This window comes from Actinoplanes sp. CA-252034 (assembly GCF_050956125.1).
In the GTDB taxonomy this organism is placed as follows: domain Bacteria; phylum Actinomycetota; class Actinomycetes; order Mycobacteriales; family Micromonosporaceae; genus Actinoplanes.
The window spans coordinates 2,414,140-2,428,761 of sequence record NZ_CP191846.1; the positions used below are offsets into that span (position 1 = coordinate 2,414,140).

Here is a 14,622-nt window from a genome sequence, read left to right on the forward strand (position 1 = left end):
AGGTTGTGGCGGTGGTTCTCACCGCTGGCGCTGCGCGGGGCTGGCGCATCGCCCGCCGCTACGCGGTGCCCGCCCCGATGATCCGCCGGGCGACGGAGCGTCGCCTCGCCGGCGATTGGCGGGGCGCCTGCGCCGCCGCCGACGTCGCGGTTGATTTCAACCTTTCCCTGGGTACGGCCACCACCGACCGCATCGAGGAGGATCTCCGGCACCTCGCCCCCGAACTGCTGCGCTGGCATCTGCCTCGACGCCCGAGTACCGGCCACACCGCGTTGACGCCGAGGCGCCTGTCGGTGCTCGCCCGCTACGACGACGACCTGGTCCTCGCGGTCGGCAGCCCGCGCACCGGCTACGGCCGTCAGCAGCTACGCCTGGTCCTGACGTCCGGGCCTCCGCGGACGTCCGGCCCGCCGATGGTCTATCGCGGCGACGCCGACCACGAGCCCTGCACGTGGCACAGGTACGTGGACCCCGACCTGCCCCGCCACGTGTGGGACACCCGCCACACCGGCGAGCTGCTGACCTGGTACGGCCTGGGCCCGGCCCCACATGACCATCTGATCTGGGACCTGCACGACACCGACCGTTTCCGGCAGGCGTGGGCGGACCTGGGAGCCGATGTCCCCGAGCAGCATCTGCAGGTCAATCGAAGGCTGGTCGCCGGCTACTGGTACCGGCTGCCGGAGATCGTGCACGCGGTCCGCGAAACCGCCGCGACCACCTCCGGCCGGATCGCCGCCGGCCCGAATCTGGCGTTCACCCCGGCCGGGGACGGGCGGTTCGCCGTGGACTTCCGGGACTACCCCGGCCCGCCGTATATCTGCCTCTGAACCGTCTCGGGCTGCCGCTCGACGCCGTACTGATCGGTCTCGGACTGCTCGACCCGGACCATCTGCATCCCCTGATCCACGCGGCGCTGTTCCCGTCCGCGACCGAACCACCGGCCGGCCCACCGCGTCCCGCTCCCCCGGCGGCGCGACCGGTCCGGGTGCGCTGCGGCGGGGTGTGGCACGAGGTCCGCTGGCGGGACGGACGGGTCCACATTCCGCACACCGAGCAGGAGGAACAGCGCGAGGCCACACTGGCCGCCCTCGGTGGCGGCCGGAGTGGCTGCTTCGCCGCCAAGGTCGCCATGGAGAACGGTCCCGCTGGGCGGCCCCCTCGGTCGCGGGACCACATCACCTTCGACGACCCGTGGGCACCGGTGCCCACGGCACCGGTCGTGGCCCCGGCCCCGGCCGCCCGTCAGGCCCGGCTACCGCGACGCCTGCACGAGCAGCGCCGCGAACTGATGCGGCTCGCCTTGCACGGCGACACCGAGGGTGTGGTGTCGCTGCTCGACGCCGGTGTCTCCGCACACACCCGCGACCATCGGGGCCGCACCCTCCTGCACTTCCTGGCCCACCTGCGTGATCTCACCCTGCTGCAACGGCTGCTCGCCGAGGGCCTCGACATCGACGGCGCCGACGTGGCTGGGGTGACCCCGCTGGTCGCCGCCGCCTACGGGATGGGCGACATCGAGTTGATCCGAGCCCTGATCACGGCCGGCGCCCGCCTGGACGCGACGTTGGAACGCACTCGCGAACCGATCACGGCCTGGCTGGAGAAGGCCCGGCCGGACGTCTTCGCCGCGATCAGCGACCTGGAGGACACCGCAGCGATCACGGCCCGTCTCGGCTGGCGGCGCCTCTGGGAGCAGTGGCCCCGCGAGCAGGCCGAATTAGACGGCCGCAACCCTTAACCGGTTGTCCCCAGGTGATCACCTTGATCTGATGACGACGATGTCCTCCACACCCCGTGCCGCGATGTCACCGTCACTGCGCACGCCTCGCCTGAACCTGCACACCTTCACCGCCGACGACACCGGCGAGCTGCATGCCCTCTTCGCCGACCCGGAGACGAACACCGTCGGGGCCGGGCCCTTCGCCGCCCGTCGAGCAACCGAGCGCTGGATTGCCCATCGGGTTGCCGCAGAGCGGGACCACGGCCTGTGCTGGTACGCGTTGCGGTGCTCCAGGACCGGCCTGCTGATCGGCAACTGCGGAATGTTCAAGGGCCGAACCGGTGCGGAGGAGCCCGAGATCGGTTACATGATCCGGGCTGCGCAGAGAGGCCGCGGTTACGCCGCCGAGGCAGCCGCCGCGGTGCTGCAGGAGGGCCGCGCGGCCGGTCTGCGTCGTGTGTGGGCCACCATCCGCCAGCACAACATCGCATCCCGCCACATCGTCACCCGGTTGGGTATGCATGTAGACCACACGGAAAACGACGAGAAGGGCGAGCTGCTCTTCTATCTCATCGACGTGCGCACCCGCTGACATCGCCTCCGCCTTCCAGACGGTGTGATGGATGTCAGTTGTTCTTCGTCAACGAAGTCCGTCCACGCCAGCGAAGAACGTGCGACGTGAGGTTGCCGCCAGAGAACGCCGTCCGTCGCGGGGCCGCAGAGGTCCGCGCAGAGCGCAAGCCGGCACCACAGACCTGCTCTGAGTACATGCTGGCCGTGCCGCCGCCCTCACATGCCGAGTTGAGTGCAACGGCTCCGTAGGCTCAGCACCCGCTGAACCTGACGCGTTTGGGGCGAAACTTGCTCTGCTGACGGCTACGTTGCAGCAGTGAGTCCCGGAACTGTAGTGCTCTATGGCGATGTCTTCACCGCCTACGGCCAGATCTACGTCAACAGGGCGGACGGCTCGGATATCGGCGCCTACCTCGGCGGACCCGACGGTACGGGCTTGATCGGTGCAGTCGGCAATGGGGCAGTCCTCGGCACCAGCCTGCACACCGGATACGTGCTGCTGACAGTGACCATGGACCGGCGAGATCCCGGTCCGGCGTCAAGCGACTTCGAGGACATCGCCGAGATCAGCATGACGACCGAAAATGAGCGGTTCATGCTGTTCTGCTGGGGCGGCGAGGAAAGCCACAACCTCTCGCCGCTACCGATGGGCGCGGCGACCTACCGCCTTCGTTACCACGCTCGCGGCATGGACCGCGCATCGAAGGAGAGCGGGCGCAGCATTGATGACCCGCCGCTCGACGAATATCTCCTCCAAGTCTGGCCCGCCCCGTACGAACCGCCGGCCCTTCCCAAGCTGACCAGCCGAGCGGCGCAGGCCCAGCAGAGCATGTGGCGGCGTTGAGCATCCGATTCTGCCGCGATCCGCGCTCGCGCCGGGCGCCGCCGGCACGGCTGGCAGCTGCTGTGCCGGGCCTGGCGTCTTGTCTTGTCTATGAGTGCGAACCGGGTCTTGTTGAGTTTGAAAACGTCGGTGCGGGTTCCATGTGCCCGGCCCTCGCCGTCGCTGACCGCCATGCTGGTGGCGTTCTCGATCTCGTGATGGTGTCGGACTGTAGGCCGAATTCCTGCGGTTCGACGTCGATCCGGCGTGCCACAGCGGCGCGGATCGTCCCGGCGTCGTCCCCGAACGGCCCCGAGTACTCGTGGTACAGCGCGCCCAGTCGCCACTCATAGTCTGGGTCCGAGTCGGTGTGAATCCGGCGGATCACGGCCGCGAGATCCGGCAGGCCGAGGTACTCGGCGCCGGCAGCCCCCGCTGCGACCAACTGCGGGGGCTGGTCCAAACGGACCCAGTCAACGCCGCCGGACATCACCGCGTTATGCAGCAGCGTGAGATTGCCGAGGTGGCGCAGCCCCGCCGGCCCGCCTTCAACGCCCGCCAGCACCAGCTCGTAGGCCTTGTCGATCGCCTCCTCGACGACATCACCAAGTCGCTCATGCAGTGGGTCATCGCGCCACTCCGGCAGCTTTCGCCACGCACTTACCGCTTGCAGCCGCTCCACGTCACCCACGCTCCGCAGTGCCTCGAGACCATGCCCACGAGGCAGCACAGCGCCGCGTGGCATGGCAACCCGCGCGCCCCGCATCGTCACGACCACATCGCCGTCCACACCGGGCTGAACAAGAAACTGGCTCGGTCCCCGCTTGCGCAGGACGACCAAGCATCGGTCCTCACCGATGATCGACACGACGACCCCCACATACGGCAGGGCCTCCGATCGGCGCTCCCAGCGAAACACACTGTCCGGACCGGCCTCCGGCGAGTTGTAGACGGTCTCAAGTTCGTCCATGCGCAGAAATCGTTGCCGCCCGGGGTTGCCGAGCGGACGGAAGGTGAACGATGAACTTCCGCCTGACATGCAGCACAGCTTTCCACTCGGCATCCTCATTTGTCGCTGAGACCCGCTCGGTCCGCCGTCATGCGGGTGCCGCGATGGTAAGTCAGTGGGGAGGCCATTCCTTGTAGATCCGACGGTGCCACCAAGGCAGCGGTTCGCCTGCCCAGCTCGTCCTGGAGACGGGGTCAGCAAGTGTGCGGCGTCGAAAGTCGGCGTCGAGGCGGTTGAGTAGCTGGCGCATCTCGGCGCGGGCCGGCGGCGGCAAGGACCGGGTGACCGCCTCCAAGGCGTCTCGCACCTCGGCTACGTCCTCATATTGACAGCCAGGACACGCGGGGCAGCCCGACGCTTCGAGGCGAAGCTGCCGTCCGGGTTGGCGTAGGAACTTTCGATATTCCAGAAGGAAGGCGGCAGTACGCCCGGGCCGGACGTGTTCATGGAACGGGTCAGGGTCGTAGCACTCTGCGCTACGGTGATGCCGACCGAGATTGCCGCTGTGTTCGACGGCTCGGACAACCGCGGTTGTAGCGGGAGAGAGACGGTCAATCGGCTCTCCGCCCTCACGGAGCCACTGGCGGACGGTGTGGCCGGCGGCGTGCTGAGTGGCGCGGATAGCGCCTGGCCGGTTACGCGGCATGAGCCTTTCTGTTGATCATCATGGCGCCATGCTGGCATTTCCGCGTCGGCCGCGCAAGGAGTCGGCCGTGACGGTACGTGGCCATCACTTACGGCGTACTGTTCTGCTGCGATCCGATCGTCGCCGTCATCGGCGCGGCTGTCAGCCGCCGGACGGCGACCGCTTGTGCCGATGACAGTGCACGCGCTCGGGCCGTCGGTGATGCGCCATGATCATGCCCGTCACACGGGGTAAACGCGGTACCGCAGCTCTTCGTCGTACTGGAGACCGGTGACTGCTGTGATGATCGACCAGAGGAAGTCCTCGTCTGGGCCCCAGGACGGCAGGGCGATCTCGGCCTCGACCGGTAGCGGCGTTCCCTCGTCCTCGACGGCCACACCATCGGCGTAGACGTAATGCCGGGTTCGTTCGCCATTCGTGAACAGCGTGAAGCCGTATGTGCTCGAAACGCTGCTGAAGAAGACCACCAGAGCGTCGGCCGGGTCGGTCGGCTCCCAGCCCATGACCACATCCATCATCGGGTTCCAGACCTGCACCCAGCCACCGGACTCGGCGGCATAGAGGGCGTCGGGCTTGAGGCCGCTTGTGGCCTGGTCGGCTCCGACCAGTTCGCCGCTGAAATCCGTGATGGCGAGGTCGTCCACAGCCTCGTCCGCCGTCACGCCCTGACGGAAGAGCACCGAGGTGTTCCAACCCATGATCGAACCTTTCCTTGTACGGCGGGGCCGCCGCCCATTGTTCACGACCGCAAACCGGCGCCCTCACATGCCGCCGATTGCGGTTTGGCGCTGACGGAGGCTCGAACGAGCAGCCGGGTGACGGACTTGCCGATTCGCGTGTGTCTTCACCGGGCAGTGTCGGGTGGAGTTGTCGGCGTGCTCCGAGCGGATGGCCGAAGCGCGATGCCGAAAAGAGTGATCCACAGCGGGATGAAGGCCATCAACCACGTCCAGGACAGGCGCGAGCTCACCACCACGGTGACCTCCATGGCCTTGGTGGCGCTGGAATCGGCGGACAAGGGCGCGACCGCGGCGTCGATGATCGGGGCGACCATGATGCAGAGGAGCAACGCGCCGACCGCGGCTACCGAGGCCGCCTCGTAGAGGGCGTCACGCCAGTTGATCGAGGGCGGAATGCGGTAGAAGGAGATGAGCAGAATGGCTAGGACGACGCCGGAGATGGCATCGAAAGGCTCGTAGCGACCCTCGGCTGAGCTGATCGCGATGATTCCCGCGACGGCTACGCCGGCCAACGCGACCAGGTCGGTTCTTCGGCTCATGGACATAAGTTACTGGCCATCATCGATTGGCTGCTCCCGTGGCACGCTCGGGCTCGGCTGAGGACCAAGCTGGAGGGGCTCGTCCGCCCCGTCGCCAAAGACGACGGGGCGGATTCGCCGGGCGAGGCCACCGAGAGGTGGCCGTGCCGGTGTCAGCCGTAGACCTCGTTCTCGATGGTCTCCAGCGTGACCCGCTGGGCGGTTCCCCACGGGGTCTGGCGGATGCTCGCGGCGATCGAAGCCGGTGCCGGGCCGCCGGTCACCGCCGCCGACAGGGCGTCGGCCAGGGCGATCGGGGTCGGGCGCGTCCACTGGATGTACGGGTTGTCGATGCTCGCCTGCGCGTGTTCGGACTCGCCGACGATCGGGATGACACCGCACGCCAGCATCTCGTCGGGCACCAGCGACAGGTTCGTGAACGACATCGCCAGGCCGGCGGCGCATTCGTTGTACATCTCGCTGAGCTGCGCGGGGCGTACCGTGCCGTGGTTGGTGGCCGGGAACGGCGCCCGCACCGTGGCGTCGCCGAACAGGTGGATCTCGTGGTCCGGGTGGCGCCGGTGGAACTCGCGCAGCGCGACCAGCCCGAGCGCGAAGCCACGACGGGCGTAGTCGCGCTTGGTGTAGAAGACCACGCCGCGCCGCTTCTCCTGGTTGGTCAGCTGGTAGACGGCGGTGTCCACCCCGAACTCGGCGACCGCGCATGCCGTGCCGTACTTGTCGCCGAGCAGGTCGGCGAGCATCGGGCCGACCGTGATGGTGCGGAAGCCGAAGCGGTAGGTGTCCTCGGCGAGCACGTACTGCGAGCCGGCCGGGTAGAACCAGGGCTCGTAGTCCTGCACGAAGTACAGCCGGCGGGTCGGCAGGTCCGGGTAGCAGGCGAGGACGTGCGCCGACTCCCAGCCGGACGCCACGTACGCGTCCAGCGGCCCCAGACCGTCGGAGACCGACCGGATCTCGGCCTTCATGCCCGGCCAGCCCTCCCGGATGACGGCCTCGTGCCGGGCCAGCTCACCATGGAAGACGTCGTGGATGTAGAGCACACACTTGTGCCCGGCCGCTTCGAGGCCCTCCACCATCCGGAACAGGGTGGTGTGGCCGCCCGAGCCGGGTCGCGGCGGGGTGCACAGCCAGCCGACGGTGAGTGGGGTGCCGCGGGCCGGCCGCTGGGCGGGTGCGGTGAGCCGCAGGCCCTGCGAGTCGGCGATGTGGTCGAAGTCGAGCGGCGCTTCCAGGTCGGACGCGCTCAGCCGGTGGTAGGCGACGCGCACCATCCGCTGGGCGAGACCGCGGGGGCCGGCTTCGCGCAGCACCTTGAGGGCTTCGCGCTGCCGTGCCGATCCGAGCAGATTCATGACTTCCCCGCCGTCCTTCTCAGTTCGCCGACTCGACGAGCTTGCCGTCGTCCCACTTGTTGTTCGCCCAGCGGTTGCCGGGCTTGGCCGGGTCGAAGCTGGTCACCGGCCCGTACTGCCCGCACTTGGAGTTCTTGCCCCGCTGGATGACATTGCCGGTGAAGACGATGTCGCGGACCCCGCTGACGTGTTCCTTGTCCGACGTGGACCCGCCGTAGACGCAGTACGAGATGTCCTCGTTCGCCCCGAGCAGGTTGTCGGTGACCGTGATGTTGGAGACCGGCCCGAAGTCGGGGAACAGGTTGACGTTGCCGGAGCAGCCGCCGCCCGCCGAGTTGGACGGACTGTCGCAGACGATCGTGTTGTGGTCGAGGACGACCTTGGTGGTGCCGTCGGCGCCGGTGTCGTTGGCCAGGAAGCCGCCGAGGTGCCAGTCGGAGCCGGCGGGGAGCTCCTGGCCGTGCAGCCAGGAGTCCCGGATCGTGCAGTTGTACGAGCAGACGACCGCGGTCTGACCGCCCTGGATGTCCGAGCGCAGGATCGTCATGTTGGTGCTGCCGACGGCCGCGCCCTGGTAGACCCCGGCGTTCACCTCGGAGTCGGTGAGCGTGTACGAGTAGTTCGACTTCTCGGTGGTGACCAGCCGGCCGTTGATGCGGCTGTTGCTGATCTTCACGTCGGTGGCGCGGATCTCCAGGGCGTCACAGCCGACGATCTTGCCGTCGATGACCGTCCCGCTCTTGGAGATGGTGCACGGCCCCTTGTAGGTGGCGAGGGTGACACCGGACGGGACGCCCGTGTTGCCGGCGTTGGGGTGGCCGCCGCTGCGCCTCGGGGTCTCCGGCTTCTTGGACGCCGACGGTGACGGCGAGGGCGCCGACGCCGACGGGCTCACCGGCAGGCTGGCCGACGGCAGCACCGACCCGGACGGGGCGGGCGCCGGGAGCGTCGCGCTCTCCGGTGTCGCGGAGGCGGTGCCGGCGACGGCTTCGGCGTCAGGTGACGTCCGGTAGGCATTGATCAGGTATCCGGCGGCGGCGAGCGTGGCCACACCCAGGACGGCAATCACTGCCACACGGGCACGCCGGGGCGCTTTCCGGTGGGTGGTGATGGGACCCGTACTCGGATCGGTCAACGTTCTTGCCCTTCTACTAAGGAGGCCCAGGTCTACCAAGGAGGCTCAGGGACGGACGATTGCGGGCGACCAGGCGTCGCGGATGAGGATCCGCGGTTGCCCGGTGCCGTCGGCGGGGACCTGCCACACGTCACTGGAGGCCGAACCGGCGGTCTCCCGCGGCAGGCCGTAGACGATGGTGTCGTCGTCGAGCCATTCGACCTGGTCGTCGACGCTGTTGGTCTCGGCGAGCAGGGTCTCGGCGCCGGTCTTCAGGTCGTGGACCGCGAGCCGCCACCTGCCGGAGGGCAGATCTCCGTGCTTCTTGAAAGCGACGCGTGTGCCGTCCGGGGAGAGGGACGGACACTCGACGTCACCGCGCAGCGCGGTCACAGTACGCGCGGACAGACTACCGCGGACCAGCCAGGTCCTACCGCCCGAGGCGGCGGTGGCGTAGAACCCGTCGTCATCGACGAAAGTGACTCCCCACATGTTCTTGTCGGAGGCCGTGACCACCTTGCCCTCGACGGTGAGGGTGAACTTCTCGATGTCGCCGATCACCTCGCCGGTGGTCCGCGACACCACGGTCCGGGTGGAGAACTGGCCGGGGTTGGCATACGAGTCGCCGAAGACGAACGTGGTGGTGGCCACCAGCGTGCCGTCCCGGGACAGCCGGGTGCGGCTGGGCAGGCCGGTCAGCGGCAGCTCGTTCGTCCGGTTCCACGAGGCGTCCAGCAGCAGCGCCTGGTAGGTGGTGACGAGGCCCCGGCTCGCGGCCAGGCAGATGGCGTCGGTGGCGGTGGCGTGGACACGGTCGCAGGAGGCCGGGGTGAACGCCCGGGGGCCGTCCGGCGCGGACAGCGGAACCACGGCCACACGGCCGTACTCGGCGCCCAGGGCGGTGCTGCGGAAGACGACGTGCGGCTGGTTGCGCAGTCCGGCCAGGTCACCGGCGGTGGCCACCGGGACGGCCTCGGCGATCGTACGGGCCTGGCTCGCCCGGGTCTGCCAGACGTATCCACCGGCGCCCAGCACGGCGACGAGGAGGATCACGACGAGCGCGATCACGCGTGACCGCAGGGTCACGGGGCGACCTCCGCCCGGTCGATGCCGCGCAGCAGCAGCCCGGCCACGGGGATGGCCACGGCCAGCACCGCCGCGAAGATGACGAGCGACGTGCCCGGCCCCTGCAGCGTCCACAACACGCCGAACATCAGCGACGACGCGAACCGGGTCAGGGCCACGGCGGTCTGCGCGGCGGCGATCCCGCTGCCCCGCGCCTCGGCCGGGACCAGACGGCTGATCAGCGCGGGCAGCACGCCGTCGGTCGCCGCGTAGAAGACGCCGAGCAGCAGCAGCGTGCCGACGGTCAGGCCGAGCCCGCCGGCCGGCAGAGCCGCCAGCAGATAGCAGGTGAGCAGCGCGCCGTGCCCGGCGATCAGGACCCGGCCGCGGCCGACCCGGTCGGCGAGCCGGCCCAGCGGCACGGCGAGCAGGAGGTACGCGACGTTGGTGCCGACGTACAGCAGGGGGAACCAGGTGGCCGCGAAGTCGTCGCGCTCCTGCAGAGCCAGGTAGACGAAGCCGTCCCCGACGGTCAGCAGGCCCAGGACCGACGCCGCCAGCAGCGGCTTGCGCAGCCGTTTCCCACTGATCTCCCGGAACATCCGGCGCAGCCCGATCCGGGCCTTCCCGGCGCTCGACTTGAGGTTGGGGACGAACAGGACGAGCACCGCCACGCCGACGATCGCGAACGCGAACGACACCACGAAGATCGAGTCGTAGCTGCCGGGCACCGCGGCGAGCAGCGCGAACGCGACCAGCGGGCCGATCGCGGCGCCGATCGTGTCGAGGGTGCGGTGTACGCCGTACGCCCGCCCCAGGTCTGCGGGGTCGGACGCCTCGGCGATCAGCGCGTCCCGGGGCGCGGTGCGCAGCCCCTTGCCGAGCCGGTCGGCCGTCACCACCGCGGAGATCGCCGCGAACCCGGCCGCCGGAAGCATGGCCAGCCGGCTGAGGGCCGACGCGCCGTACCCGGCCACGGCCACCCACTTGGGGTGGCCGCCGCGGTCGCCGGCATAACCGCCGGCGATCCGCACGAACGCGCTGACGCCCTGGTAGAGCCCGTCCATGAAGCCGTACGCCACCGGACTGAGCCCGACCACGGCGGTCAGGTAGAGCGGAAGGATCGACGCCACGCTCTCCGACGAGATGTCGGTGAGCATGCTGACCACTCCCAGGAGCACCACCGTCGACGAGATCCGCCGGGTGGCGCGCCCCCGCCCCGGAGCCGAGCCGGCTCCGGGGCGGTCACGTAACGACACGTACACGTGCTGCCTTTCAGCCTGCCGGGGTGAAGTAGACGTCGACCCAGTAGTTCGCCGTCGACGTCCCCTGCGGGAACCCGCCGCCGTACTGGTACCGGGCGCCGCCCGCGACCGTCCGCAGCGGCGAGTTCTCCGTCGCCGAGGCCAGACCGCCGCCGGTGACCGCGTAGTGGCCGTGCGGCGCGTAGTAGGAGACCACGTACTCGGTGCCCGCGGTGATGGTGACCGGCGAGTCGAAGACCAGGGTCTGCCAGCCCTCGGTGGTCTCGTTCACGAACGTTCCGGTACGCATGACTGACCCATCGGCCGACCAGAGCGTTCCGGTATGGGTTCCGGTGTTGCCGCTGCCCTTGTAGAAGCGGACACCGTGCACCTTGCCGGCCACATCCGAGCTGAACCGGGCGCCGACCTCGACGCCGTTGCTGTCGTCCCAGCTCGCGTGGGCCGGGACCGGAGCGCCCGGGAACAGGTTCACGGTGTTCGCCGGCAGTTGAGGGGTCTGCGGCTCCTCGGGCGCTTCGGCGGTGCTCGCGAAGAGCGGGTCGACCCAGTAGTTGCCACTGGACCAGGAGCTCTGCGGGAAGCCCTCGGCACCGTACAGGAAGACGCCGTTGTTGCCGGCCGGCGCGGTCAGCAGGCCGCGCTGACGTTCGGCCGAGAAGTAGCTGCCGGTCACCGCGTAGTCGCCCTGGGGCGCGTGGTACGAGACGGTGTAGGTGGTGCCCGCGGTCACGGTCAGCGCCTCCGAGAAGTAGACGTACTGCCAGCCGGTAGCAGTCTCGTTCACGAAGGTGGCGTTCCGCAGCCGGGAACCCGACGCCGACCAGACCGAGCCGGTGTGCGTGCCGGTGTTGCCCGGGCCCTTGAAGAACCGCATGCCGACCACCTTGCCGTCGGCCTGCGGCACGAACTTGACACCCAGGTTGACCGCGGCCGGCTCGTCGACCGCGGCGACCGCCGGGAGGTCGGTCTCGCCGAACAGGGTGTGCATCTCGACGTTGCCCGGGTTGGTGGTGAACGACCACGTGTACGGGCTGGCCATGGCGTTGCCGTTGGGGTCGGCGGCGGTCACCGCGACGGTGATCCGCTTTCCGGCCGGCAGTGCCGACGACGGGGTGAAGGTCGCCCGGCGGGTGTCGGCGTCGTAGTCGGCCGTGCCCGCGGCCGTGCCACCGGTCCAGGTCACGTCGAAGTCGACCGAGTCCGGGTCGACCGCCTTGTTGAAGGTGACCGCGGGCTTGGTGGAGGTCACCTGGTAGGCGGCGTTCGGCAGCGGGGCCATCGCGGTGACCGAGGGCGGGGTCACGTTGCCCACGTTGAAGAGCACGTCGACGTAGTAGTTGGTCGAGCTGTGCGACTTGGTGGGGAAGTGACCGGCGATCTCGTACACCCCGTTGCCGCCGGCCTCGTGGGTGCTCGGCGCGACCAGCGGGTCCGCCTCGTGCGGGCCGTAGATGAACGCCCACTTGTCACCGGCGTAGTGCCCGTTGGGGGCGGTGTACGACGCGATGTAGGTGACGTCCGCGGTGACCGGGACGGGCGAGGCGAAGACCAGCTCCTGCCAGCCGGTCGGGGTCTCGTCCTGGAACGTGCCGCGGGCCAGGACGTCGCCGTCGGCCGACCACAGCGTGCCGACGTGGGTGCCGGTGTTGCCCTCGCCCTTGTAGAAGCGGACGCCCTTGATGAAGCCGCTGGTCTGCGGGATCACCTTGACGCCCAGCTCGACGGCGTCGGAGTCGCTGATCGACGGGTTCTCCGGGACGGTCTTGCCGAACAGCGAGGTGGAGCCGCTCAGGGTCAGCACCCGCGACTTGACGGCGCCGATGTTGACGCTGTCGTCGGTGGCGCGCACCTTGATCGTCGCGGTCCCGTTGCCGGTCACCGCGCCCTTGTACGACCACTCGTCGGTGCCCTCGGCGGGGTGCCAGGTCTTGCCGCCGTTGAGCGACACCTCGACGCCGGCGACCCGGCCGCCGTCGTTGTCCTCGGCGGTGCCGGAGACGGTCACCAGCTTGCCGTTGGCGACCGTGCTGTCGGCGGCCGGCGTGGTGATGGTGGTGGTCGGCCCGACGGTGTCGGTCGACTTCGAGGCCGGCTCCAGCGTGCCCATCAGGGTGGCCGGCTGGACGCCCATGTCGGCGAGCAGGTTCACGGTCGCCTGCTGGAGCTGCTTGTCGGCGGGCTCCTGGGCGAACTCGGTGTCGTGCTCGGCGTCCAGGCCCCACCCGTACTGCACGGTGCCGGCGCCGAAGACCAGCGCGCCGCTCGCCGCCTTGTAGAGGGTGAGGTGGTGGGTGGTGGTGCCGGGGGAGACGGTGTTGCCGAAGTCGCGCACGTACTCGGGGGTCTCGCCGACGGTCGTCGACAGGCGGATCAGGCCGGCCGGGCGGAAGCCGTTGTCGAGGTCCTCGTCGGACTCGTAGCCGACGGTGTGCGGCGACAGCGTCATCTTGGTGCCGGCGGCCTGCCCAGCCACGTCGGAGTTGCGCCAGAAGCGGTTCCTACCCTGCGCCGCCGGAACCTGGATGGCCAGGTCGTCGTGGTTGGCCATGAAGATCGTGCCGGTCAGCGCGTTCTCCGGCTTACCACCGTCGGACGGCGGCGAGAAGCGCGGGTCGCGCCAGGTGCCGGTCCATTCGTCGGACGGGTCGCTCTTGTCGTTGTCCCAGGTCTCCTTGTAGCAGACCAGGGTCCGGTGCGAGGTGTTCGAGCCGTCCTGGCTGGTCTCCCAGCGGGTCTTCCAGTAGACCTCGTTGCCGCTGAGGAAGGCGAGGCTGGTGCCGGCGTCCCGGGCCGCCTCGACGGCGGCGCGCTGCGGGCCGGACCAGTACTCGTCGTGGCCGACGGAGAGGAACACGTCGTGGTTCTTCAGCAGCGCGCCGTTGCGGTCGGCGTCGACGTCGGTGGTGTACGTGACGTCGTAGCCGTTGCGCTCCATGAAGCGGATCGTCGGGTACTCGTTGCTGAACAGGAAGTCACGCCCGTTGTTCCAGCCGCGGGTGGCGAACGGCCGGTTGTAGCTCAGCTTCGTGGCGCGCCCGTTGGGGCCGTCGTTGTAGAAGTCGGCGCCACCGTAGACGTTGTACGCCTGCCAGGTCGCATCCGAGGTCTTGAAGATCACGTCGGAGTGGCTGGAGTCCTTGCGCACGATGAACGTGACGTGGCTCTTGCCGCCGGTGTCGGTCCGCTTGAGCAGCGCGAAGTAGACGCCGGAGACCGCGGTGGCGGGCACCTCCCAGCTCGCCGACTGCGCCCAGGTGCCGCAGTCGTAGATGAGCGTGCTGGAGTCGGTGACGCAGGCGGTGTCCTGGTTCTGGGCGGGGAAGGTGCCTTCCAGCGACTGGATCTTGCGGGCGCCGTCGCCGTCGTAATAGCCGAGACGGTAGATGTCGATGGTGTACGCGTGCTCGGCCCGCACCTTGAACTTGACGGTCTCGCCCACGTCGACGCTCATGTCGGTGGCGAAGCCCTGCACGGTCTCGTCGCCGGCCTTGTAGATGTCCCACTCGCCGGACGGGCTGCCGTCCAGAGCGTTCTCGCACACGACCGGGTTCGGCTGGCAGTCGGCGACGGCGGCGTCCGACGAGTAGAGCGACCCGACGAGAGCGGCGGCGATCAGGATGCCGGCTGACCCGGCCGAGGTGATGATCCGCGTCTTCCGGTCACGGAAGCGCGGCAGGAATGCGAGCGCCCGTCGTCTGTCCATCTGGTGCAGGTGCCTCTCCGCCAAGAGTGATGTGCCCTCCAGGGACGAGGGCATCCGAGATCATCTG

Annotated in this window: 12 protein-coding genes; 4 read left to right on the forward strand and 8 right to left on the reverse strand. The window is 69.2% G+C overall.

The genetic code is table 11. From position 1 onward, the window contains the following. The first annotated feature begins 11 nt into the window (after positions 1 to 11). From ACQPZW_RS10930 to ACQPZW_RS10945, 4 genes are all read left to right on the forward strand, one after another. The gene (locus tag ACQPZW_RS10930) at positions 12 to 830 is read left to right on the forward strand and encodes a hypothetical protein (RefSeq protein WP_433794723.1); all 819 of its coding nucleotides are present in this window, start codon (positions 12 to 14) and stop codon (positions 828 to 830) included. Positions 831 to 1,003: 173 nt separating this feature from the next. After that, positions 1,004 to 1,741, forward strand: a complete 738-nt coding sequence (locus tag ACQPZW_RS10935; RefSeq protein ID WP_433794724.1) for an ankyrin repeat domain-containing protein — start codon at positions 1,004 to 1,006, stop codon at positions 1,739 to 1,741. Positions 1,742 to 1,772: 31 nt separating this feature from the next. Then, complete coding sequence (locus ACQPZW_RS10940) at positions 1,773 to 2,315, forward strand: GNAT family N-acetyltransferase (protein WP_433794725.1); 543 nt, start codon at positions 1,773 to 1,775, stop codon at positions 2,313 to 2,315. A 315-nt stretch (positions 2,316 to 2,630) separates the two neighbouring features. Further along, positions 2,631 to 3,140 carry a hypothetical protein gene (locus ACQPZW_RS10945; protein WP_433794726.1) on the forward strand — a complete coding sequence of 170 codons (510 nt, stop codon included), beginning with the start codon at positions 2,631 to 2,633 and terminating at the stop codon, positions 3,138 to 3,140. Between the two features lie 88 nt (positions 3,141 to 3,228). On the opposite strand, the gene ACQPZW_RS10950 is transcribed toward ACQPZW_RS10945, so the two are convergent. The 8 genes from ACQPZW_RS10950 to ACQPZW_RS10985 all read right to left on the reverse strand — a co-directional run bounded on the left by ACQPZW_RS10950 (position 3,229) and on the right by ACQPZW_RS10985 (position 14,555). After that, positions 3,229 to 4,089 (reverse strand): hypothetical protein, encoded by an 861-nt coding sequence (locus ACQPZW_RS10950; RefSeq protein WP_433794727.1) that lies wholly within the window; start codon positions 4,087 to 4,089, stop codon positions 3,229 to 3,231. A 906-nt stretch (positions 4,090 to 4,995) separates the two neighbouring features. Further along, entirely contained in the window at positions 4,996 to 5,472 is a 477-nt protein-coding gene (locus ACQPZW_RS10955) for a hypothetical protein (protein WP_433794728.1), read from the reverse strand. A 146-nt stretch (positions 5,473 to 5,618) separates the two neighbouring features. Further along, positions 5,619 to 6,053, reverse strand: coding sequence for a hypothetical protein (locus tag ACQPZW_RS10960; RefSeq protein ID WP_433794729.1), 435 nt, complete (start codon positions 6,051 to 6,053; stop codon positions 5,619 to 5,621). Between the two features lie 152 nt (positions 6,054 to 6,205). Continuing rightward, entirely contained in the window at positions 6,206 to 7,408 is a 1,203-nt protein-coding gene (locus ACQPZW_RS10965; protein ID WP_433794730.1) for a rhamnosyltransferase WsaF family glycosyltransferase, read from the reverse strand. A gap of 19 nt (positions 7,409 to 7,427) precedes the next feature. Beyond that, on the reverse strand, positions 7,428 to 8,483 hold the full coding sequence (locus tag ACQPZW_RS10970; RefSeq protein WP_433794732.1) for a hypothetical protein: 1,056 nt from the start codon (positions 8,481 to 8,483) through the stop codon (positions 7,428 to 7,430). Between the two features lie 105 nt (positions 8,484 to 8,588). Further along, positions 8,589 to 9,608 carry a TolB family protein gene (locus ACQPZW_RS10975; RefSeq protein WP_433794733.1) on the reverse strand — a complete coding sequence of 340 codons (1,020 nt, stop codon included), beginning with the start codon at positions 9,606 to 9,608 and terminating at the stop codon, positions 8,589 to 8,591. Then, the gene (locus ACQPZW_RS10980; protein ID WP_433794734.1) at positions 9,605 to 10,846 is read right to left on the reverse strand and encodes an MFS transporter; all 1,242 of its coding nucleotides are present in this window, start codon (positions 10,844 to 10,846) and stop codon (positions 9,605 to 9,607) included. The genes ACQPZW_RS10975 and ACQPZW_RS10980 overlap by 4 nt, the downstream gene beginning before the upstream one ends. 16 nt (positions 10,847 to 10,862) lie before the next feature. Then, a complete protein-coding gene (locus ACQPZW_RS10985; protein WP_433794735.1) occupies positions 10,863 to 14,555 on the reverse strand; it encodes a DUF4082 domain-containing protein in 3,693 nt (1,230 codons plus the stop codon). Positions 14,556 to 14,622: the final 67 nt, after the last annotated feature.